Source organism: Shewanella sp. ULN5 (assembly GCF_030731885.1).
Taxonomy (GTDB): Bacteria; Pseudomonadota; Gammaproteobacteria; order Enterobacterales; family Shewanellaceae; genus Shewanella; species Shewanella holmiensis.
Genome location: NZ_JAPJEE010000009.1, coordinates 96433 through 120347, shown reverse-complemented (window position 1 = coordinate 120347; position 23915 = coordinate 96433). Strand labels below are relative to the sequence as shown.

The window sequence follows — 23915 nt, the reverse complement described above, 5'->3', positions numbered from 1 at the left end:
AGTCCGTGTTTTTATGTTTATCTGCAGTCTGATTTAATCGTGAATGATTTAGCCTTATGACTTATGTTAGTTATTTATCTGAGTTAGTTGAACCAATCTTGTGAATCGCTAAATCAGCACCGTGGAACTCATCTTCCTGGCTTAATCGTAAGCTACTCATTTTATTTACAATACCATAAACCAATACCCCGCCTATTACGGCTATTATAATGCCAGCTAGGGTGCCTATTAGTTGTGCCATTATGCTAACGCCGCCGAGGCCACCCATTGCCTGTTGGCCAAATATACCCGCCGCAATGCCGCCCCAAACACCACATAAACCATGTAATGGCCACACCCCTAGTACATCATCAACTTTAGCACTGCGCTGTAATTTGGTGTAAATCACTACAAATAATCCACCTGCTACACCACCCACAATAAACGCACCTACAGGGTGCATCAAATCAGAGCCAGCACACACAGCGACTAACCCGGCTAAAGGGCCGTTATGGATAAAGCCAGGATCATTTTTACCCACAATCAAAGCAATAATAGTGCCGCCAACCATTGCCATTAAACTGTTAACCGCAACAAGGCCGCTGATACCATCTAATGTTTGTGCTGACATGACGTTAAACCCAAACCAGCCGACAATCAGTACCCATGAGCCCAATGCAAGAAAGGGAATATTTGAAGGAGCAAAAGCGATTCCGGGTTTACGCCCACGCCTTGACCCCAACAATAAAATGGCTACCAGCGCAAGCCAGCCGCCCATAGCATGTACTACAACAGACCCAGCAAAGTCATGGAATTGTGCACCAAAAGTGTGCTCTAGCCAGGCTTGAAAACCAAAGTTACCATTCCAAATAATCCCTTCAAAAAACGGATAAACAAATGCCACGATGAGGGCAGAAGCAAATAGAAATGGTCTGAAGCTACCACGTTCGGCAATACCCCCCGATACAATAGCGGGGATCGCTGCAGCAAAGGTTAGCAGGAAGAAAAATTTCACTAACTCATATCCGTGATTTGCGCCTAATGCTTCTGCACTGACAAAAAAGTGTGTGCCATAAGCAACTTGGTATCCAATAACGAAGTAAGCCACAGCTGAAAATGCAAAATCAGTAATAATTTTAACTAAAGCGTTCACTTGGTTTTTGTGACGAACAGTACCGACTTCTAAAAATGCAAATCCTGCATGCATGGCGAGTACCAAAATGGCACCCAATAAGATAAACACGGTATCTGCACTTTGAGCGATCACGCCAATGGCATCACTAATATTATTATCCATTAAGAGTCCTGATATGGTTTGAAAAATAGCCTTAGGCTTAAAAAAGCAAAAATCATTCCTGTTTATTGGTGTTAAATAAAAAAATGTCAGTTATTGGTGCAACACAATGAAAATATTGATTAAATATTTCAAACCCATGAACCATATTGGTGCGTAACTCTTGCTAATTGAATGGTTTTAATAGGATACGATAGTGGGAGTTGTACTATTTTAGTGCGCGAATGTTGTAAGTTGGTGCACTGTAATGGTGCCTAGTGATCATTCTTTTTCTCAGAGTGAATAGTAATAGGCTTAATATCAAACCAGCTTTAATAATCGGCTTAATGACAGTATCAATTTCAGCATTTCTATTTTCCTTAAGGTTTTTTAAGATGGCATAACAGGCTTACTCTGATTGATATTATGTCAATGTTGATCGCTTTTATGGCTTGCAACATATTTATCATTGAACAATCGTTTTAGGCGAAACGAATATATTCGTGCTTTTTCTTACACTTTTGAATTGCGAACTTGTTTTTAAATAGACGATCGGTCTAATATTGACCCATGCATGAGATAACAACTAAACCACGTCGTGGTAGACCGCCTAAAGCGAGTCGAGATAATCAAGACACCAAAGCGGCTTTAATTCGCAGCGGGCTTGAACAGTTAACCGAAACTGGGTTTGCAGGTTCGGGGATTGATCTCATTTTAAAAAAGGTCGGCGTACCTAAGGGCTCTTTTTATCATTATTTTGCCAGTAAAGAAGCCTTTGGCCAGGAAGTTATCGCAAACTATGCTGCCTACTTTATGCATCAACTTGATAAGTGCTTGGCGGATGAGTCGATTTTAGAGATTCACCGACTAAGTTTGTTCGTGAATAAAGCCAAAGTTGGTATGACCCAATATCAATTTAAACGTGGCTGTCTGATAGGTAATTTAGGCCAAGAGGTGGATTTATTACCCGACAGTTATCGCCAACAACTGATAGATATCTTTTTGAGTTGGCAGACAAGGTTAGCCATTTGTTTACAAGCGGCTCAAACCCAAGGGGATATTCACCCTAATGCCGACTGTACGCGATTGGCTGAACTATTTTGGGTAGGTTGGGAAGGTGCGGTTAGCCGTGCAAAGTTGATACAAAGCGTCAATCCTTTACAAGATTATTATGATTTTTTTATGTCAGGCTTACTCACTCAAGATAAATAAATTCAGTTGTAATTGTTAACTAGTTGATTGAGTGATAGTAAACAAAATTTTTTACATTTAAATAGACGAACGGTCTAAATTGGAGGTTTTATGTTTCGTGGCCTTTTAATTGAAAAAGATGAACAAGGTTATCGTGCAGCTTTAAAAGATATTGATGAATCTTTATTGCCAGAGGGGGATGTGACTGTCGATGTTCTTTACAGCACATTAAATTATAAAGATGGTTTAGCTATTACTGGCAAAGGCCCTGTTGTTAGACAATTCCCTATGGTGCCAGGTATCGATATGGTTGGGGTTGTTTCACAATCAGATACGGGTAAGTTTGCGATAGGCGATACGATATTATTAAATGGTTTCGGGGTAGGCGAAGTCCATTGTGGCGGATTAGCACAAAAGGCTCGTTTAAAAAGTGATTGGTTGATCCCTTTACCAAAAGCATTTTCACCGCGTCAGGCTATGGCGATTGGTACGGCGGGTTACACTGCCATGTTATGTGTTATGGCACTAGAAAAAAATGGTGTGACACCAGAGAAAGGCGATATCTTAGTGACGGGTGCTAATGGTGGTGTCGGTAGTTTTGCCGTAGCGATTTTAGCTAAGCTAGGATATAGCGTTGTTGCTTCAACTGGACGTGCAGAAGAGACAGCTTACCTGCATAAGTTGGGGGCTAAAGAAGTGATTGACCGTCATTCATTGTCTGAGCCTGGTCGCCCTTTGGCCAAAGAGCGTTGGGCAGGGGCTGTTGATTCTGTTGGCAGTCATACTTTAGCTAACATTTGTGCCAGTATTCAATACGGTGGCACGGTTGCCGCTTGTGGTTTGGCACAAGGAATGGATCTTCCCGCCACCGTCATGCCATTTATTTTACGCGGTATTACATTAGCGGGTGTTGATAGTGTGATGCGTCCGATTGCTGATCGTGAAACTGCATGGCAGCGTCTTGCTGACATTATAGAGCCTGAAATGTTTGATGATATTGCTACTGAGATGACACTTGATGGTGTGATCCAAGGGGCTAATGATTTAATGGCCGGTAATATTCGCGGACGTATCGTTGTTAATGTTGGCTACTGAGAAAACCAGGACTCTGGTTAATCAATCTATCTTTAGCGGCTATTTTCAACACTCATTATGTTGTATTGACTTGCAATAGGCTTGCTAATGGCGCGTGAGGTTCGCCTTGTTATCATTAAAGATTGCTTGATCAAGGTGTATACTATTTTATTAATAGTATGAATGAATTAGTAAATCTCTTACTGAGAGTTCAGATTAGCTAGATACAAAAATGCCAGTCAGTTAGCTGACTGGCATTTGAGTTTTTAAAGCTGTAAGTCACTGTCGCATGGACTTATCTGATTAGTGCGCCGCATTGATTAGCAAAACAATGTGGCGCGAGAATCATCCTCAGTAAAGTGACTGGATTACCAAATACGTACGCGTTGATCTTCTGGTAAATACAACTTATCGCCTGGTTTTACGTCAAATGCTTTGTACCAAGCATCATGGTTACGAGGCGCGAGTGCACGATAATGACCAGGTGCATGGGTACCGGCTTTAAGCTGACTTAACATACTTTGTTCAGTACGTTTTTCTTTCCATACTTGTGCCCACGCTAAGAAGAAGCGCTGGTCACCCGTTAGACCATTAATGATTGGTGCTTCCTTGCCGTTTAAACTTAACTGGTAGGCATGGTAAGCCATTGCAATACCACCTACGTCACCAATGTTTTCGCCAAGGCTGTTGCGACCATTAACAAAATTACCCTTGATGGGTTCATATAAGCTGTATTGCGCCGCTAATTGATCGGCTTTGGCTTCAAATGCGGCGCGATCGGTATCGGTCCACCAGTTACGTTGAATACCGTTAGCGTCAGACTTTGAACCTTGATCATCAAATCCATGGCCCATCTCATGGCCAATTACCGCTCCAATACCACCATAGTTGACGGCTGGATCGGCATTGGGATCAAAAAATGGCGGCTGTAATATGGCAGCAGGGAACACAATTTCATTGAACGAGCTATTGTAGTAAGCGTTTACGTATTGTGGTGTCATGCCCCAACGGTTACGATCCGTTTTTTGCAGCTCTTGAGCGACGCTGTCGGCATGGAAGTATTGGCGTAATTTGTGAATATTGCCTATTAAATCTTTACTTGATAGGGTTAAGCCATCAAATTCTTGCCACACATCTGGATAACCAATTTTAGGGGTGAAAGCGGCCAATTTGGCATGGGCATTGACTTTGGTGTCATCGCTCATCCAAGTTAACCCATCAATACGTTGGCCTAATGCAGTACGTAAGTTTTCAACTAAATCAGCCATTTGTGCTTTTGATGATTCAGGGAAATAACGGGCAACATAGACCTTACCAATCGCAAAACCTAATGATTCTGTCGCTGACATTTCATCCACGGCACGTTTCCAACGAGGGCGTGGCTCTTCTTGACCGTTTAAGGTTTTACCATAAAAGTCAAAGTTGGTGTTGTAAATGTCTTCTGACAACAAATCGGCGTTATTGGTCAATGTATGGAAAGTTAAATAGTCTTGCCATACATTTAATGGTTGCTCATTCACTAATGCAATCATTGCCTTAATCGGCTCAGGCTGCGACATGTTAAGTTGCGGGACCTTGTAACCGGTTTGTTCAAAGTAAAGATCCCAATTAAAATGAGGATAAGCTTTCGCTAAATCTTCACGCTTGATCTGATTTAACGTTAAGTCGCGATCTCGGCGCTTTTCTCGTGGCCAATGACCTTCAGCAATTTTTGTCTCAAGCGCTAAAATGGCTTCAGCGCGGGCCTTACCCTCAGCGATGCCTGCAAATGTAAGCATTTTGGCAATGTGGTCAACGTAAGCGCTACGGATATTTATAAAGCGTTCATCGTCTTCTAAATAGTAAGAGCGATCAGGTAAGCCTAATCCGCCAGCACCCACAGATAATTCATATTGGTTTGGATCAAGGCGATTGAACCACATGCCACCATAAATGGGTGATTGGGCATTGGTTAACCAAGATTGGCCAAATACCTTGGTTAAATCATCAGTATTTTTTATCGCGTTAATTTGATCTAAGGTAGGTTTTATTGCCGTTACACCAAGTTTATTGATGGTGTCGGTGTCCATGTAAGCATGGTAAAAATCAGCAATTAATTGCTCTTCGGCATTTAAATTTTGACGGCTAGTAATGTCATCTATGATGGCTTTGACTTGAACCTCACTGCGCTCGGCTAACGCGGTAAATGCACCATAACGCGTTTTATCCGCGGGCATTTCAAAGTTGTCATACCAGGTGCCGCTGGCATACATAAAGAAATCATCACCTGGCTTAACGGCTTCATTTCTGGCGGTTAAATCAATACCAAACTCACCTAATTCAGCTTTGTTAACAGCAGTAGTCTTGACTACTGGGCTGTCGGTTTTGGCGATTTCTGAGGTGCCACATGCACTAAGAAAGGTGCTTGCTAATGCGATGGCAATTAAGGATTTTTTCATTGTTATCTGTTTCCTTACTGGCTTTTTAGGGCTAAAAATTCACCCTCATCTTCTAAGAATGAGTTTAAAAGTCAAACAATGAATTGTTAGCAAATTTTAAATTACAGCCTAAAGGGTATAGATTAATCTGAGCTTAATAAGATGGTAAAAGGAAGTATGAGTATAAATAGGCAATGAGAATGTTGATTATGTGGTGTTGTAATAAGGCCGATTATGTTATTAAAACAAAGCGCTAATATTGAATGTTGAAGCGCGCAAAACGGGTAAATGCACGGATTATGGGGGCTTTACTACGTTGCTCAATCAACAACTGTTTTTGAGTCGAGAATTTTTTGAAATGACGAATATCATCGACTATGTGAACAGGACGACATTCAAATTGCGTGGACAGATTAAGTAACGTTTCCGCATCAAACGAAAAAGACTGTAGCATCTTATTTGAAATATCATTCTTTCTTGCTGCGGTTAAGGCTGACTTACGCAAAAGCTGCTGATTAATCTTATCTTTTAAGCGGACTTTATGTTGTTTCCAGGTACTTTTGTTAGTTAGCGTGTGCATGTCTTCGATGATCTGATGTGGATCACAGTCAAACTTGTAAGCAATTTTCGCAATCATTTCTTGGGATGTAATATCAATCCCTTTAATGGTTAGGTAGACAATAAAATCGAGGCGATCGTTGGCTTTTTCGATTGCTTCTTGGGTTTTATTTAACACCTCATCGGCAGGTGATTCTGATTTTTCAACAGAATCAAGCAACTCTGCTAAGGATAGCGTTTCCGCTTCCGCATCAGCATAGGATTGTTGATATACAGGCTGTTTCTTCATTCACAATTACCGGTCAATATTTAAGTGTCAGGCTAAGGTTTTTTGGTTAAGCGTTTTAATCTTACTCAGTCTCTTTGCTGTGTACGTTAGAGCAAACTAAATTCTACGTGAAATGGTTAGCGGGTGGAAATGTAAAGTTGATGATAATCTAAAATGTGTGCGCTGAACACTGGCTTGTAAGCCAGTTGTTTCTTGGTTGTTATCTTACTGTTATGTAATGTTTTTTATTAATACATTGATTATATATTCCAATGTTGAATGCCAGATAAAGAAGGCATGTCTACTTGCTATTATTATACAACTTGTCGGAGGACATTAAAGTTTGTAACTTTTCTACTTCCGAAGCTCGTTTCCATTGGCTACCATAGGCCAAATGTGACAATAAAGATTGAAACTTAGACTCAATCAACGTGGCTATCCAGAGAAAGAGTGACAACAAAGTTTGAAACTCACTTTTGGACAGAAATGATTTAGAAAAGCCAGTGTTTCAATTTACTTTTTATAAAAGTTTACCCTTCCCCACTAAATTAAGAGCCTTTCCACCCTCGATGCCTTAAAACATAGTTTTCTTGGGTCATTTTAACCTCGGTACATTGCGGACAATAATCTTGAGTCCTAACCCGGTTTCCCATGTAAATTCGCCGGTTACCAAGTTCGACTTTTATGCCATCGATTAGTCCTTGATCACCCATGATGCGGATTTTCAAGTCAGGCTTACATAGCGATAATATGTGCAGTAACATATCTACCTTAGATTTTTCAGCTCTACTTCCAAATGTCACCGACTTGATGTGAATAGGCAGAAATGTGTTATTTCCCCCAAGTAGACAGCGGCTCTCTGACTCATACTTCCAAGGCTTCTCTTTATATACGAGGATTTCTTCAGCCTTTACTCTAGTAATATGGCGCTCAGTTAAGATTGGCTTTTTGAGGTATGAGACTTTATGTACTTGCTGGTCATCCATTACTTGAAACTCAATGACGCACCCTCTAGCTCCACCGGCATAGTGAGACCACATCAGAGGATGATCTTTATCCCGACTAAAACAGACTATACGGAAAGTTTTAATCAGATCATCCCACTCTTGTTCTTTATCCTTTGGGATTGTTCCATCAATTTTAACAACTCCCTCCATTGGATCATTTAACTCGTGATGAAGAGCCGCATATAATCTTTCCCTGAGAATCAAGTCGAGTAAAAATTCAAAATTATCAAGAGACTTATACTTATAGAAAACTTGTTGCTTACCCATACGGCAATCCATCCAAAGGCTCTTAACGCCGCTAGCACGCGCAGCTTTGTAATGAAGGGCAGTCGCAACGAAAAAGACGTCGCAGTGTCTGGCCTTGTTAACCATTTTTACCAATCTGTAAACTCTGTAATTCTGTCCAATCTTGTCACTGACACCGCCTGCCCAAGTGTATTTTGCCAGAATCTTTCACGCGCGCCTTGTTCGCCAGCCCCACTCCACTCGACTATTCTCAATGACTTTGATGTCAGATAGGGGCGTAACAGAACATTTAGGTGTGTATCAAGCCCTGAGTAACCAAACAAAATGATTTCCTTTGACTCAAATAGCGTGAACTGCAAATAATCCCAGTATGTTGTGAGAACGTTTGATGCTGCTATAACTGAGGGTTTTCTTTTAATATGGGTTAAAACAATATGTTCGCTTGGTACATCCCTTTCAACGGTCAATTGATGACGAGAGAGCTTTACTACATCTTCATTGGAATTGACAAATAATGGAGACCCATGCAAATGCAGATAGTAACCAAATTTATTACCATATTTTCGTTCGAGAGCATCTGAAGAAAAACCTTGATCTAACATCCCGTCAACCAAATACCCCCTATAACCATTAAATACATCATTATCGATGAACGAGTTATATAGAAGCTTGTCGTAGTTTAAAGTTGCTACATGGGATCGCGTAGTCTTGATAAAGTCAACAAGGCTATCTTCAAATCCTTCCGGCAATTCATTCTCGTAGTTATGCAATTCGGTGGCAACTTTATGAAGGTAAGTTGCAGTAATTTCTGGAAAACTTAGCCCATCTTGAGTTAACCAATGAACATCTCCATCTCCAATATGTGAAAGAGCTTTACAGTATGTAATCGCTTGGTGAAGAGTATCTAGTTCATGTTCACCTACTGGGGCGCCTTGACGGCCCAAGCATCGCTCGACCAGCTGGCGCTGAACGTCTGTTAAAAAGTTTGGACGATTCCAAATTTCAGCTAGGGCACGATCTAAGGAAAAATGAGTATGATCTAAAGCCATGCCGAGACCATTCCCAAATATTAATAGTTTTCTATCCATCACTGATGCCTTTTGTCCAAATAATTTAGGATAGCGCAATTTAAGACGTTCAAGTGAGGATGACATGCCCATGGTAATTCGCTAGCGCTGATCGCTGGTTAACGTTTTAGTATTTATGCTTTACGCGGTTTGCAAGGCATAAATCGCTTGTTGGACTTGGCCGATGCCACATCCAAATTAATCGGTATGATTTATGCTATAGGAATTTGCTTTTTAACGGTAGTGGTATTTTGTACAACCTTTCGGCTAATCGTCTGTTCTGATTAAACCTTTTAAGGTGGGATTGATGATGTTTAATCTTTTTCATTGATCGATTATTGCCTTGCGCCTGATATACCTTACTGACACGTTTTGGGGCAAAAATATGCTAGAGAAGTTTTGCCGTTGTGAGTTTTACCAGCTTAAACTCCTCATAAAATTTCGAACTTTGTTGTCTTAGTTTCAATCTTTATTGTCCAGTTTCAGACTTTAATGTACATCGACACAACTGGCGGCATAAAACTGCGGCCAGAAACATCACAGATAAACCGAATGACAAACAGGGGTGCTTGTTACCGGCCTGAGTTTTCAAATCGCTATTCGCCTAGATTTAACCAATAAGAGTTCATTGTTATGCCTGGGCAAGCGACATCTTACAAAGTGGGTATGATGAAAATTTTGTCCCTACGCCAAAAAGCCAAAGACAGTTTAGGTGATAAGTTTGACTTGCGTGAGTTCCATGATGCGGTATTGAAAAATGGCGCTATGCCGTTAGATTTACTGGAACGTGTTATCGACAGTTATATTGCCGCTAAACAAAAGGCGTCTACTTAGCTTCAAATAACTCACAGACTTAACTTGAAATAAACCGATAAAACCGGTTGAATGACAACTGGTTTTCTTTTTTATGGCTGGGATGTATGTCGACATTAACCAAAGGGCTTGGGTTATTTTTAGATGTGGTTCAACAAGGATCTTTTAGCAAAGCTGCAGCCTTGCATGATATGGATAACTCGTTACTGTCAAAGCAAATAAAGAAGTTAGAAGCCGATTTAGGTGTGCAATTGCTTAATCGTTCAACTCGTACCTTTGCCTTAACCTCAGCCGGTAAAGATATTTTTGAGCAAACCAAAGTGTTGATGGAAACCTTAACTCAAATTCAAAATATTGCCGACGCCCATCAAACTGAACCTAGAGGGAATATCCGTATTACCTCATCGATTAACTTTGGCCAGCAATACTTACAGCCCGTCATCAGCCAGTTTATGAAGCAATATCCGAATGTTAATATAGCCTTGCTATTAGACGATAAGCGGGTTGATATTATTTCTGAGCACTTTGATGTGGCATTCAGATTGGGAAAGTTAACTGAGTCTAATTTGATTGCCAGAAAAATAGCCAAAACCCATTTTGCGATTGTTGCCTCAGAAGACTTTATTGCCCAACATGGTAAACCGACCACCCCAGAAGAGTTAGTACGATTACCAGCGGTGGTGTATAGCAATGGCAATGTTCGTTTAGATCAAATGTCGATCAGCTCGCCACCTGACTTTGATGGGTATAAGACCTATAAAATGCAGAGCAATTTTTGCGTCAGCGATATGCGCACATTAATCAAGGCAGTTACAGATGGATTAGGCTATGCCATGATCGATTTGTTCAATTTAGATAAACCACTTAGTGAGGCTAAGTTAGCGCTTTTACTCACCGGCTATGGCTTATCTACCGTCGATACTGGTATTTATGCCATTTACCCACATCGAAAGCCGACTAAACTTGTGAGTGAGTTTATTAATGCGGTGCAAAACTACATAGGCACACCTCCATTTTGGGTTGATTATGTTCCTGATTATAAAAATAGCTATAAATAACCTCAGGCCTTTTTAGTAATGAAAAGCAGCGTTATCTATTACTGTATTGCGGTTGAATAGCTAACCCAAACAGCACGAATGATAAAAACAAAAATAACAAACAGGGCACGACTTTGGCTTAACATTAAGACCCATGTTGCTCAGTCTTTGAGGCAAAACGCCCAACCACTTGAAATACCGATATGCGTTAATTATATCGGTATCTGTTGGCTAATACCTGTCAGGCCAGCAAACCTTAACTACAGTGGTTTTAGCTTACCTTTCGCATCACTTAATTGCGTGTAGCCTTTTGTGGCCATAAACGCTTTAAGCTCATGTTCAATTCTGGCGAAGCATCCAAGCCCTTCTTTCTTTAAGCAGGTGGCAATCTGCACGGCATCGGCCCCAGCCAGTAAGTATTCAAATGCATCTGTGCCACTTTTAATCCCGCCGACACCAATAATACTGACTTCATTTCCCAATAATTCCTTAAAGGCCCTGACATTGGCCAGTCCAATCGGTTTGACATAATCACCACATAAGCCGCCAAAACCCCCTTTGGGTTTGATGATAGGTTGCTCGGTATAAGGGTCAATCACTAAGGTATTACCGATAGAGTTAATGCAGGTAATAAACTTCACTGGGTACTTTTTAATGATTTTAGCGACAGCAATAAAATGCGCCATATCAAAATAGGGCGCAAGTTTGATGCCGATGGGTTTGTTTCCCAGCGCTGTAATGGCGGCTAACGCTTGATCTGTTTGTTCAAAATCATAAGCAATCTGGGCTTTGCCTGGAATGTTCGGGCAAGAGAAATTGACTTCTATTAAATCAACGGCACTATTTTGAAAGGCGCTAATCATTTCAATATTGTCACTAATGCTAAATCCAGCAATGCTGACAACCACCGGCTTATTCAATGCTTTTAGTGCAGGAACCATATCAAGGTATGCTTGATATCCTAAGTTAGGTAATCCCATTGATTGAATGGCGCCTAATGGCAAGTTTTGATACCTAGGTTCAGGGTTACCCTCACGTGGCATCAGGGTACATGATTTAGTCACAATGGCCGTTGAGCTTGAATCAGCAATACGTTTAAGTTCATCAAATGTCGTGCATTGTGGTCCTGAGGCGTTCATTAGGTAGCTTTGCAGTTTGACCCCTGCAATTTGGGTAGATAGGTCGATAGGCATATGGTTTTTATTGATTTGTAGGGTGGGGTGAATAGTATTTTTGCATTGCGTCCTAGGTATTGATTCAGAGCAATGAATTGATCAATTTTTTAGGACGATATCTGAAACTGTTAACTGGTGCTCTTTTTTGCTAAAGAGCATCTTTCGCTCCACTATTGGTTGAGTTTAATCATCCAATTACCTCAATTTCATCTTGTTCACTAATACAATTGTACTATGGGTAAATTTCACTTAAGTTAGTCTTGATATTCACTTTTATTCTGGACACGTCATGTGGAACACGCTTCGCGCTTATCAATCATCAATTATATTACTGTCGGCTTTGATGTTCGGTGGCGCATTAGGGTTATGGCAGCCTGAATTTGCTCTCGGACTAAAACCCATAGGGCAGATTTTCCTTAATTTACTCTTTATGATCATTGTGCCATTAGTGGCTGTTAGTGTGATGTCTTCTATTGCCAGAATGACAGATTTAAAAAAGTTAGGTGCGATTTTGATTTCGATTATGGCGGTATCAATCATAATGGCGATTATTCCCGCCGTCGGCATTATCTTGCTGGCATCGGCATTTGATCCCGCTCAAGGTGTCACGTTGGAATTGGCTGAAACCCTTGATAACGCTGGTGGTACGATGGATTTTGTCAGTTTACTGACCACTAATGACTTTGTGGGTTTGCTATCAAAATCAAACATTCTGGCGTTAATTATTATGTCGGTGATCAGCGGGATTGCTATAGGACAATCTGGTGATGATGGGCGTAAAGTTGCTGATTTACTCGATAGCTTGAACACGGTCATTATGAAGATTATAGCTATTCTAATGTATGCCGCCCCCATTGGTTTAGGTGCTTATTTTGCCTCGACAATGGCGAGCCAGGATGCAGAGTTAATGGGCACATTTGCACGCGCAGTGGGTTTATTCTTGTTGGCAACGGCATTATATTTAACGATTGGATCAACCTTTTATGCCTGGCTGGGTGGTGGTGTTGATGGTGTAAAACGCTTTTGGCAAAATATGTTAGAACCCGCAGTGACTGCTTTGGGTACCAGTTCATCATTAGCCACGTTACCTATCACCATTCGCAGCGCCAATAAAATGGGTCTTAATGAACAAATCAGTGAAATTAGCTTGCCCTTGTTGGTTAATTTGAATAAAGGCGGTGCGGCGATGATCACCGCATTAAAAATTGTCTTCATTTATTCTTTACTCGGTTTAGATTTCAGTGCCGATATATTTATGATTACTGTGCTTATTTCGGTGTTATCGGCGTTCATTATTGGCGGTGTACCCGGTGGGGCATTTTTGGGCGAGATTTTTATTGTGACAACACTCGGTTTGCCTTTGGAAGTCATCCCTATTTTAGTTGTGCTCGGGGCTATTACCGATGCCGCTTCTACCGTCATTAATGTGGTACATGATTTAACGGCGACACAAATTATTGAGCGACTTAACGGTAAACATTATTTAAACCAAGCAGAATGAGCTTTATGAATACAGATATCCATAAAACCAACAACTTGCCGGCTATTATTTTTGTCGTTGTTTTACTTTTGAGTGCATCAATTGCTGTGTACAACATAAACCAAAGCCATCAACAAACGTCGCCAGAAACCTGGACCGCATTCATTTATAAGAATGGCTATGAATCGGCAAAGTATGAGATGGAAGATGGATTTGAGGATTATTCATCCTGCAAATTATTTGCGACTAGCTTATCGGATAAATTTGATCAGGCACCATGGCAATGTGGCTTGCGCTGCCGTTTTGACTCAATGCGTCAAGGTTATCAATGTGAAAGCATGGAAAATCATTAGTTGATCACGCGCTAAGGTCTGCGGGAGGGGGAATCGTCAATTTAGGTGCGTGTTATTTAGTCTTAAATACTCAGCTAAATTTATTCAAAAATAAAGGCATAAGCGCAAGCTTATGCCTTTGCTATTTTTAGCTTGTTATTTTTAGCTTGGTATTTACAGCTTGGTATTTACAGCTTGGTATTTACAGCTTGGTATTTACTGCAGGTAAAGCTGCACTTTTGCTTAATTGGCAAGGCGACTCTCCAGGACCTGTGAGTAATGTTGGGTCGATATTGGCATTACACTCCCAGTTAATAAATTTACCATCACTGGCTATGCTAGGCGTAAAAGTCAGTTGCGAGCCTTCTCCATAATATTTTGCCAGTTTTACAACCACATCACTTTGTTCTGACAAGAAAATATCACTAATTAAGGGATGCGCTTTAAGATCATTAATCGGTAAATCAATTTTGTCAGCCGGTTTAGGTAACCTTGCTTGGTAAGAATAAAAATCTGCAACCGACATTTTTGCCAATTGTGATAAATCGACAATAGAATTGAGCTGTAACTTAAGATTTAAACCATTATAGCTAGCGCCTTTTGCTGGCGTAGGAGCATTAATTTTAGTCGCAGTTTGAGCCGTTTGAGCCGTTTGGGTTGATGCGGCGGGTTTTGATGCTGCTACAACGAACGCTGAATTAATGTTGTCATCTGCTGTGCTACTGCTTTGTGGCGCTTGTTGGGCGGCGATAATCTTTTCGGTCACTTCATCTATAGCATCATCTGAACCGAGTGTCACACGCAATACTTGTGTGCCACTTTGAGGTTGTTTGCTTCTCGCGGTTTCAGTTATTGTTATAGTTGTTTTTTCTGCGGCAACCATAGGTGTTTTTTCGGCAGCACTTGTGGCTGATGAATCTGCGAATACTTCGGGTTCAGTCGAAATGGGCCTAGCTGCAATCGTTGTTTCTGGAGAATATATGTCAGCCTTTGTGGTTACTTTGCCATTCGATGGTAATTCTTGAGTATTTACCTCTGATAAGGCTGGTGTTTCTGTTATCCATTGTTCCATCGGCGCAGTTGAAATTGGCCGAGAGTTACCCACTGTAGCAATGCTTGCTTCTTCTACTACTTGAGGCTCTACCAATGCCACGGTTTGTGCCGCCGATGGCGACTCTGAAAGCGTGGCAGTGTCGGTAACCTCTAGCAAGCTAATGTTAGCCACTTCTATATTCTCAGCCACGTTAGCTATTTCAGCCTTTTTAACAATCTCTTCATCCACCTGAACCTGAACGTCAACCACTTTAGCTGTAACAATGTCCACAGGCGTCACTGCTTCTGGGTCAATGTTTATCACGTCACTATTTATCACGTCACTAGTTATCACGTCACTAGTTATCACGTCACTATTTATCGCGTTGTGATTCATGACGTCTTCTGAAGACATGTTACTAGCGGCGATAGAGGTCTCGATAATCTCAGCTACTTCAGTTATTTCAGTTTCGTCTGCTGAAGTCTTTTCGATGACAGAGTCGTTAGCCAATACAGTATGTGATGATGGCAAATCTTTTATATTCGCTAATTGCCCAAAAGCGTGTTTTAGCGCTGTTAATAAGCCGGTTTCAGGTATCATTCTCGATGTTAAATATTCTTCAGAGACTTCAGATATATCTGAATCTGATGCTGTCGAAGCGATTTCAGATGCTTGTTTCTCGATGGGGGTACTGGAGTCATTGTCCAGATTTTTAGCTGATTGAATTTGGGCAGCGACCAGGGTGGTTGACTCAATAACAGGTTCAGCGGAAGTGATTTTAATTGGCTCAGTTCCGTTAGTCTGAATAGAAACCGACTCTAAAGTTTCAGGTTGAATCGTTTTCGAATCGTCAGAATGAACTTGAGTTGTTTGAGCTATTTGATTCGAAACATTGTCAGATACAAGGGGTTGTATTTCATCTGGTTTTACCTCCAATTTGCTTTGAACAAAGGTATCAGCATGTTTGGTAGTAATCATCAAGCTTTCTGCTAATTCAACATTTTCTGTTAATTCGATACTGTTTGTTGATCCGAGATTGGCTATAACCTTGGCATATTCTTGAGTATCGATTAAGTCGACTTTTTCCAACTCTTCGGCAATGGTTGTGCCTTTGGTCATTGAATTTTCAATTGCTTTGTTTGCAGCTTCTAATGTGGCAACGTCAATTTCAGCTGGTTGAGTATTCTCAAGTGCAACAACCTGTTGAGCATCAGCAGTTGGCCCAATCTCATCTGAATCTGCGGGGCTATTGCTAAGTGCTAAGGCGTCGGTCGCCGTGATAACGTCTGTTAAAGTGGTTATTGTAGAAACAGACTCTTGTATAGCAGGCCCTTCTAAAGAGGATACTTCTACAGCAATTAGTTGGTTTGCGCTAACCTCTGCCGACTCGCTTGATGCTCTTTCATCATCTAGGAATAAATCTTGGGTCGATTGCACTATTGAGGAAAAGGTCGATGCTGCTGAGTCTTGCATATCATCTAAAGTGAAAGGTAAGTCTGGAATTGCATCTAGGCTAGGGGTTAACGTCTCGACAGCGTGGGCGACATCACTAAATACATCGCTTGCATCCTGTTGTAATGCATTGAAATCGGTCGAGGCTATTCTCGTGGCGAAGGATTTTTCATTAGGGTCTTTAGGGCTGCCGTCATCGAGAAATAACACTTTAACTGCCACACTGACAATCAATAACAGCGAGATATTAATTAGCCATTGGTTCATGTCGCGCTGTTTATTTTTCTGCCTTTTTTGCGGAATAATACGGCTAATATTTTTATGTTTGGCAATCACATCGCGAGCGATATCTTCAATTTCTTCACGTTCAATAGTCGTGATTTCATCTAATGCCGCAATATAATCAAGCGGTAATTCAATTTCTTCAGGGTGCTTAGTGCCATTTCGAAGGGCGTCAACTTCTAATACGCGATGTTTAATTTCTTCGATAATCGTATTTTGTTGGCTAGGTTGACTAGCTTCGTTCATTGTTATTCACCCTTGAAAAATCTGTGGCCGATAAATTTTATTTATTGTTTTTTATCGCTATTAACACCTATGTCAGTGTTACTAACGCTAAGGCCTTGCTAGTTAAATTAGTAATTGCTAATACCTTGTTCTGCAGAAATAAATATTCAGAAATTATGTCCTGATGCCTTTGAAGCTTTATGACGTAAGAGGAAAAACTCAAAAATTCAGAAGGGTATTATTTACAAATTGTTACTCTGCTTTACATCTTCCATGACCACTTTTTCTGATTATTTTTATTAACCAGCGTAAAAAACTGATTACGCACTTCCTTCGCAGGGCACAAGATAACCAATTGTGACAATTTGTTCAAATTTTTTAACAAGTCATTATCATTTTTGTGGTTGTAAAAACCACAAAAATGTCTGTATAAATTTACATCTATTGAATCATTAGGGCGGTTGTGGATTACAAAATGAACAGCCCTAATCAAATAACCGTCATGTCGATGAGCTTGGTTAAATTAACAAGATTCACCGCTTTTAACATAGCCAATGACTTTTTAAGTGTGAGCCGTTAACGAAAAGTAACCAGGTTATTCGTCATTCGGCGCAATTAAAACCCTGTTTAATGTTAAAGAAGTGTAAACGTCAATATTCGGTGTTACTCTAAATGATAGGCTGCTACCACGATACAAACACAACTGAATAAATATGCGCAAATACAGAATACTATTTACTGATACAAAGTGTTACGACATCTAAAGTGTAATTTTTCAGCAGCTTACGGTAATTGTAATTTATGTGGAATTTGTTCGCTTATGCTTTCAAGTATTTTTATTTAAGATGCTTCTAAAACAATAATGAAATTTTCAGGTGAAGGTGGATGGACGTCATTCAGTATCAAATAGGGCCATGTACATTAGATTGCAGTATTATGACCTTAAGTTGTGGTAGTCAGTCGGTAAAATTGTCGGCAAAAGTATATGAATTGCTGAAATTATTTATTGAAAGTCCCGATCATATCGTTTCACGTCAAACGGCAATAGATGTTATTTGGGATGGAAATCAAGGTGTTGGTGAGAAAGGTTTTACTAACTCGGTGTGGCTTATTCGTAAGTCTTTTAAAGACCTTAATATAGAAGATGATCTACTGCTGACTTTGCCTAAATTAGGCTACCAACTTATTTTACCTATAGAGCCCATTGCAGTCGCCAGCAATCAAGCAATTAACTTCGAAGAAGCTAAACCTATTCGTGTCAGACCTAAATGGATAGCTACTACTTTTGGATTCATTTTTTTACTGCTTTTAGGTTATTCGGGTTATCAATTTAACCTATCTTTGCAACATCAGGCGGCTAATTCACCCGTTTCAGTTACCCCCATAAAAAACAAAGTGACTAACTTTGAAGGGGTAGAAGAACATATTGCCGTTTCTAATCGTGGTCACTATTTGGCAATGCAGTGGCGAAGTGGCGATTTACTTGGCAAGATTTATATTAAAGACCTGCATAATACTGACTCACCTTTAAAACTGATTTCATTTGGAGAATATGAGGAGGCATCACCTACCTGGTCTCCATCAGATGAAAAACTGGCCTACGTGCGCTTATCTACATCGGGTGCTTGTGAAGTGCGTGTCAGAGATTTACTGCAAAATACCGATAGTTTAATTGCTGAAGGATGTTTTTATCTGCCGTATAAGCGGGTACTCAGCTGGTCAAATTCTGACGAAAATACGCTGGTGTTCGCAAAACAACTGAACGATAGAGTGGCGCTTTTTTCATACTCGTTTATTACTCAACAATCGACGCCATTAACGCAACCGGGCAAAAATGAAATTGATTTTGCCCCCCATTTACTTGATATAAATGATGGTGTGGCTTTTATACGAGAAAAAAGCTCATCAATGCAAATGAGTTTAATGGTACAAAATAATGAAAAACAACTCATTAATATATTGGCGAGTAAAGTGACCATTGTTGATTTTGACTACAGTATTAAAAAGAAAGTTTTTTATGTAAATCATGTTGATGCTGGAGGGCTAGCAATATCTGAAATTGATTTAGCCGCAAACCTTGTATCAACCATTACCCACGAGGGATTACCCAGTAGTATTAGTTTTTCCGATAGCGCAAATACCTTGTATGTTACTGAACATATTTCAAAAGAATACATCGCTCAGATTGCTTACCAAGATCAAAAAGTCCTACGTACTATTTCTTCATCGTCGCGTGATATGTATGCCCGATATTTGAAAACCTCCGATGATGTATTGTTTTTATCTAACCGTTCTCCATTATGGTCTATCTGGAAAAATAATCAGGTAAACAGTAAAAATTTAACCAAAAACATGGGTAATGCGGGGGTGGTTGCAACATCGCCAACGAGTCAGTCATTTGCTGTTACGATAAATTCGGATGACAAGCAAACACTCTATATCGGTAATACTGATTCTGAGTTGTTTGAAAGTGTCGATATTGGTGATCTAGCTGCTGAAAATATTAGTTGGTCGCAAGATGGTCAGGCACTGTATTTTAAAGGCAGTCAAGATGATCAAAGCGCGATTTATCGATACTCGTTAAATCATCATATTGAGCCAATAAAATTTGGTCAGGGAAATTATGCTGTTGAAGGTGAAACCCCGGATATTCTTTATATGTCACGTTTTAATGTGAATGGTATTTGGCGTTTTGATGCGAGAACAAATCAAAGCATCCAAATTACCGACCGTTTAGCTAAGTATGATTTTGGTTCATTTTATTTTGAGAATGGCTATGTCTATTTTGTTGAACGCAGTAAGCTTGAGGATAAAGTACAACGCATTAATTCAGACAATCAAGTTCACACTGTCATGACATTTCCAGCGAATAGTATTCGTAAATTTTTTGGGATTTCGAGTGCTGATGAAGCGTCTTTATTGTTAACTTTGAAGGTGGCAAATGAAGCGGATATCACTAGCTATGAATTGCCAAGTAAAGAGTAAGCATATGTTTTAATTTGTTTTAGATGTTTTTTAGATATACGAAAGAGATCCGAAGATATAAATTTGAGTATAAAGTGATTTGCAGTTGATTGTGACTTTCTCTCCATCACGTTATTAATTGGTTAAGGCCTTGTAACAGAGGTTAATTAGAAAAATAACATGAAGGAATGGAAATGAAATTTAAAAAATGCACACTCGCATTATGCGTCTCCACTGCCATTTTGTCTGGTGCCCTACAGGCAGATATTCAAACGGATTCAGTATCAGCATTTAGTGGCGCTCAGCAACAAGAACGCACAACTTATGCATTGTATTTAAACTCTGCAGCCGCCATTGAGCTTCAAGGCAACAAGCTAAACTATAAGCAACGTTTAGCCGAAGTTGCTAAATTCCAAGATCAAGTCTTCAATAAAATCAAAGCGATTGACCCGCAGGCTAAACTGGTTGCTCGTTCTAGCTTGGTTGCTAGCATGATCAACGTAGAGCTACAAACTAGCGCTATCGGTCAAGTCAACGCATTAGAAGCTGTGCAGCAAGTATTTAATGCTAATAGTACTTCAAGCGTTAAACTTACTCAGAACGTTAAAGCGGTTGAACAAAACTTTTCGGTAATGGCCGATGAAGAAGTCGCCTTACTGACTCCTTATACTGGCAATGAGTCTGCAGGTACGGGTGTTAGCGTGGCTATCATTTCTACCGGTATTGATTACACCTTGCCATTATTTGGCGGTTCAGGTGTTTATGGTGAAGATAACGATCCTGAAACCCCGCCTCCTGCTGGAAGTTATCTAGACGCACTTGAAAACGGCGCGATTGAATATAGCGGCTTTCCTACCGATGTTGTTGCTGGTGGTTGGGATTTCTCAAGTGAAAATGGGGGTAATGATGCAAACCCAATTGATCAAAATCTTAGCTATGTAAACGATTGGACTGGTTGGGCATACCCAACAGGCATGGGCACCGAGCTTGCCAGTATTGTGCATCAATTAGCCCCAGGGGCAAAGCTGCACGCTTATAAAGTATCAAACGTATCAGGTGCTAGCTGGGATCCAACATATATTATTGCATCAGGCCCTTCACTTTCTAAAATTATCAGTGCCTTTGAACACGCCCTTGATCCAAACCAAGATGGCGATATCAGTGACCGTCTCGATATAGCCTTATTAGAGGCATCAGGTGCTGGCGCATTCTTTGATATTGATGGCAATGCCTCAGTTAATCTTCTGCAATTACTTATCGAGCGCGTTTCTGCTCAAGGAATTACCGTTATCACTCATGCGGGTGATCTTGCCGAGTATTCGCTTTATGGCGAGGCTGAAGCTAAGCACCGTAGCTGGATTTCAGCTGAAGGTAGTGCTACTTCAGCAATTACGGTTGGGGCGGTTAATTTTGCCGACGATGGTGAAACGTTAGTCGTGCCTGAGTGGGCTGCTATGGGGCCTGTGCGTGGTTCACAAACCTTAAAACCTGAAATTGTCACCTTCACTGACAATCAGCCTGTGGCAAAAATCTCTAATGCTGATGAAACCGCGGCTAAATTTGGTATGCGTTCAGATTCTATGGCTGGTGTTGCTAGAATCGCAGCCGCAGCTGCAGTGATTAAGAGTCGGTTCCCTAGTTTTGGTCCTGCAGAAATCAAAGCATTATTGGCTAACACTGCTGATATTAATAGCATTCTAGAAAGTGATGGTATTACACCTGCTGAAATTTATTCTATCGGTCATGGTGTTGAAAACATCGATGCAGCCATTAGTTCACCTGTTGTTGCTTGGGAATCAACAAGTAATCAGCCTTATGTTCAGTTTGGTATGCACGAAGTGGCTGATAGCGTAACTGTGCAAAAAAATATTACTTTACGTAACGTTTCAGATACGGCGCAAACTTACAGTTTATCGTTCAAAATGGTGGGTGATAAAACGGCTCATGCAGCGTTAGCGCTCAGCCTACCTGAGTCTGTCAGCATTCCTGCTAATTCAAGCGTGGTAATCCCTGTCACCATGATGGTTGACGGTAGTAAGTTGCCTCAGTGGCCATTAGTGATGACCACAGACCATGTTGATGGAAAACTTAAAGCAACTGAGCTAAATGGCTATATCAGCCTTGTCTCTGAAGGTAACCCTGAACTTAATTTAGGTTGGATGATCAAAGCGCGTAATAACACCACGATTACTAAGCGCCCAAACGCCATTGAATTTCCAACTTATGTAGGTTGGAACCCTGATACCTTTCAAACTGATTACAATCACCTAGCTTGGGGCCGTGAGCTTTATGCTGATGACCAGTTTGGTAATGGTGGATATCAAGCGTATGTAGCTTCATTTGTGAATGATTCAAAGACAGCAACGACCTTTCAGGCTTACCCGCTAATATTGCAAAATCGTTCGGTTCGTCCTGATCTTGAAAATGTAAAAGGCCACAAAATTAGAGCCGTCGGTGGCGCTATTTTTGATGAGCCTATGTGTGATAGTGGTAAAAAGTTGAACATAGCGGTGAGTTTGTTTGACCGTGCTGATGTCGCACTTGCTAATTATGATGAAGGTAGAGGGCCGCAACTATTTGCTTATGATTTGTTTTATGAATCAGTGGTTTTAGATAATGGTTGGAATGAGAGTTTTTCAGACGGTTATATTTGGGATGAGGCGCAGCAAGTAAACCAGCCGCGTGTGGCCTTGAATGCTAAGGGCCAGCCAGTTACTTATGTGATTGATTTCAATGTTCCATATGACGGTAGCAACGGTCGTTTGAAAGAGTCAAAACTGCCGACTTATTTTGCTAACAATGGCAAAAACGTGATTTCGCAAGTTTGTTTAGATGAAATGTACCATCACGAGCTTGATAGTGTGGAAGATTTTGACCAAAACTTTGGTTTCCACATCCAAACAGATCGCCACACGGGTAAAGAAAAATTTGAACCGATTGCGCAGTTTAACCCAATCCGAGGTGGTGCTTATTCAGTTGAAGAGTCTTGCGATTTTGATGAATGGATTGGTGATTACATATGCAATGTTGCAGTAAATGACCGTACGATCCACGTGGGTTTTGCTGCGAAGTCAGAAGATCAAGCCGTAGGTGATCTGGCATTTTCACAAACCTATACCGCACAACCTGGTGAAGAAGTTTACATTGCTTCGGTTGGCGCCGTTAATCAAGGTGGCCTAGGTGAAACCCCTGCACCAATCGAGTTCATGGTGATGAGCGTCAATGATGACTTCATGCAAGTGGGTAATAACTCGCTACTTGATGAAGATGGTAATGTGGTTGCCAAAGCTCAAGCTGGCCAAGTTTTCCATGTTGAAGAAAATGCGGAAGTGGGCACCATTGTCGGTAAAGTAGAGCTTGATACTCAAGGCTTCTTTAGCTACGGCTCAACTGAATGGGAAGCGTTCTTACTGCATATTACCAATACCCTTGTGGGAACACCGTTTGCTATTAATCAACAGACTCATGAGTTGTATGTGGTTAATCCTGCTGCGATTGATTATGAGAATAATCATGAGTTTTCGATTAAGTTGACAGCTCAGCTAGGTAATAGTGTTGGTGAAACAGAAACCATTAAAGTGATGGTTAAAGATGTCAATGACATTGCCCCTGTGGTTAATGAAGAAGTAGCAGCATCACTACCGACTCCGCAATTAACCTTCAAGCAAGGTGAAACTGCAGGCTTTACTATCAATATCGGTGGTTTATTCACGGATGCTGAAAACAATTCTCTTAGCTACACAGTGACGGGTTCTGGTTTCTCTGCGTTATCGATTACGGGTACTGAAGTATCAGGTCAACTAGACACAGAGGGAAGTCATCAATTGACTGTGACAGCTTCGGATGGTGAGCATGAGGTTAGCCATAGCCTAATGGTTGAGTCTTCATTTGAACCAGAAAGTGACAGTGGCGGTAGCTTAGGTATGTTCTCACTGCTGTTTGCTGGGTTAGTTGCATTCCGTCGTCGTTTCTAATCGGATTAATTCGTTAATCCCTTCTAAGGGAAAGCCTGATTGGGCTTTCCCTTTGTATAGCAATAGAT

14 protein-coding genes and 1 pseudogene are annotated in these 23915 nt (G+C 40.7%); 8 read left to right on the top strand and 7 right to left on the bottom strand.

Annotated features, from left to right (window positions below; all coding sequences use genetic code 11):
- Positions 1–70 precede the first annotated feature (70 nt).
- Positions 71–1276 (bottom strand): ammonium transporter, encoded by a 1206-nt coding sequence (locus tag ORI98_RS10730; protein WP_261298683.1) that lies wholly within the window; start codon positions 1274–1276, stop codon positions 71–73.
- Positions 1277–1822: 546 nt separating this feature from the next.
- Between ORI98_RS10730 and ORI98_RS10725 the strand changes: the two genes are divergently transcribed.
- Entirely contained in the window at positions 1823–2464 is a 642-nt protein-coding gene (locus ORI98_RS10725) for a TetR/AcrR family transcriptional regulator (RefSeq protein WP_306135206.1), read from the top strand.
- A gap of 90 nt (positions 2465–2554) precedes the next feature.
- A complete protein-coding gene (locus tag ORI98_RS10720) occupies positions 2555–3538 on the top strand; it encodes an MDR family oxidoreductase (RefSeq protein ID WP_306135205.1) in 984 nt (327 codons plus the stop codon).
- A gap of 347 nt (positions 3539–3885) precedes the next feature.
- On the opposite strand, the gene ORI98_RS10715 is transcribed toward ORI98_RS10720, so the two are convergent.
- The 4 genes from ORI98_RS10715 to ORI98_RS10700 all read right to left on the bottom strand — a co-directional run bounded on the left by ORI98_RS10715 (position 3886) and on the right by ORI98_RS10700 (position 9173).
- The gene (locus ORI98_RS10715) at positions 3886–5955 is read right to left on the bottom strand and encodes a M13 family metallopeptidase (RefSeq protein WP_261298680.1); all 2070 of its coding nucleotides are present in this window, start codon (positions 5953–5955) and stop codon (positions 3886–3888) included.
- A gap of 232 nt (positions 5956–6187) precedes the next feature.
- Positions 6188–6781: a hypothetical protein gene (locus tag ORI98_RS10710; protein ID WP_306135204.1), complete on the bottom strand. Its 594-nt coding sequence runs from the start codon at positions 6779–6781 to the stop codon at positions 6188–6190.
- A gap of 527 nt (positions 6782–7308) precedes the next feature.
- Positions 7309–8034, bottom strand: a complete 726-nt coding sequence (locus ORI98_RS10705; protein WP_306135203.1) for a hypothetical protein — start codon at positions 8032–8034, stop codon at positions 7309–7311.
- Between the two features lie 107 nt (positions 8035–8141).
- Positions 8142–9173, bottom strand: coding sequence for a hypothetical protein (locus tag ORI98_RS10700; RefSeq protein WP_306135202.1), 1032 nt, complete (start codon positions 9171–9173; stop codon positions 8142–8144).
- 531 nt (positions 9174–9704) lie between these two features.
- Between ORI98_RS10700 and ORI98_RS10695 the strand changes: the two are divergent.
- Both ORI98_RS10695 and ORI98_RS10690 read left to right on the top strand, forming a co-directional pair.
- A pseudogene (locus ORI98_RS10695) lies at positions 9705–9914 on the top strand (DUF885 family protein); the annotation flags it as partial.
- Between the two features lie 86 nt (positions 9915–10000).
- Positions 10001–10951, top strand: coding sequence for a LysR family transcriptional regulator (locus ORI98_RS10690; protein WP_306135201.1), 951 nt, complete (start codon positions 10001–10003; stop codon positions 10949–10951).
- Between the two features lie 239 nt (positions 10952–11190).
- Here ORI98_RS10690 and ORI98_RS10685 read toward each other — a convergent pair whose 3' ends face one another.
- Positions 11191–12123, bottom strand: coding sequence for a dihydroorotate oxidase (locus tag ORI98_RS10685; protein WP_306135200.1), 933 nt, complete (start codon positions 12121–12123; stop codon positions 11191–11193).
- A 271-nt stretch (positions 12124–12394) separates the two neighbouring features.
- On the opposite strand from ORI98_RS10685, the gene ORI98_RS10680 reads away from it, so the two are divergent.
- Both ORI98_RS10680 and ORI98_RS10675 read left to right on the top strand, forming a co-directional pair.
- Positions 12395–13606 carry a dicarboxylate/amino acid:cation symporter gene (locus ORI98_RS10680; protein ID WP_261299038.1) on the top strand — a complete coding sequence of 404 codons (1212 nt, stop codon included), beginning with the start codon at positions 12395–12397 and terminating at the stop codon, positions 13604–13606.
- 5 nt (positions 13607–13611) lie between these two features.
- Complete coding sequence (locus ORI98_RS10675; protein WP_261299039.1) at positions 13612–13938, top strand: hypothetical protein; 327 nt, start codon at positions 13612–13614, stop codon at positions 13936–13938.
- 181 nt (positions 13939–14119) lie between these two features.
- On the opposite strand, the gene ORI98_RS10670 is transcribed toward ORI98_RS10675, so the two are convergent.
- Positions 14120–16930, bottom strand: a complete 2811-nt coding sequence (locus ORI98_RS10670; RefSeq protein ID WP_306135199.1) for a hypothetical protein — start codon at positions 16928–16930, stop codon at positions 14120–14122.
- An 864-nt stretch (positions 16931–17794) separates the two neighbouring features.
- Here ORI98_RS10670 and ORI98_RS10665 point away from each other — a divergent pair.
- Positions 17795–19894 (top strand): winged helix-turn-helix domain-containing protein, encoded by a 2100-nt coding sequence (locus ORI98_RS10665; protein WP_306135198.1) that lies wholly within the window; start codon positions 17795–17797, stop codon positions 19892–19894.
- Positions 19895–20067: 173 nt separating this feature from the next.
- Complete coding sequence (locus tag ORI98_RS10660) at positions 20068–23847, top strand: S8 family serine peptidase (RefSeq protein WP_306135197.1); 3780 nt, start codon at positions 20068–20070, stop codon at positions 23845–23847.
- The last annotated feature ends 68 nt before the right edge of the window (positions 23848–23915 follow it).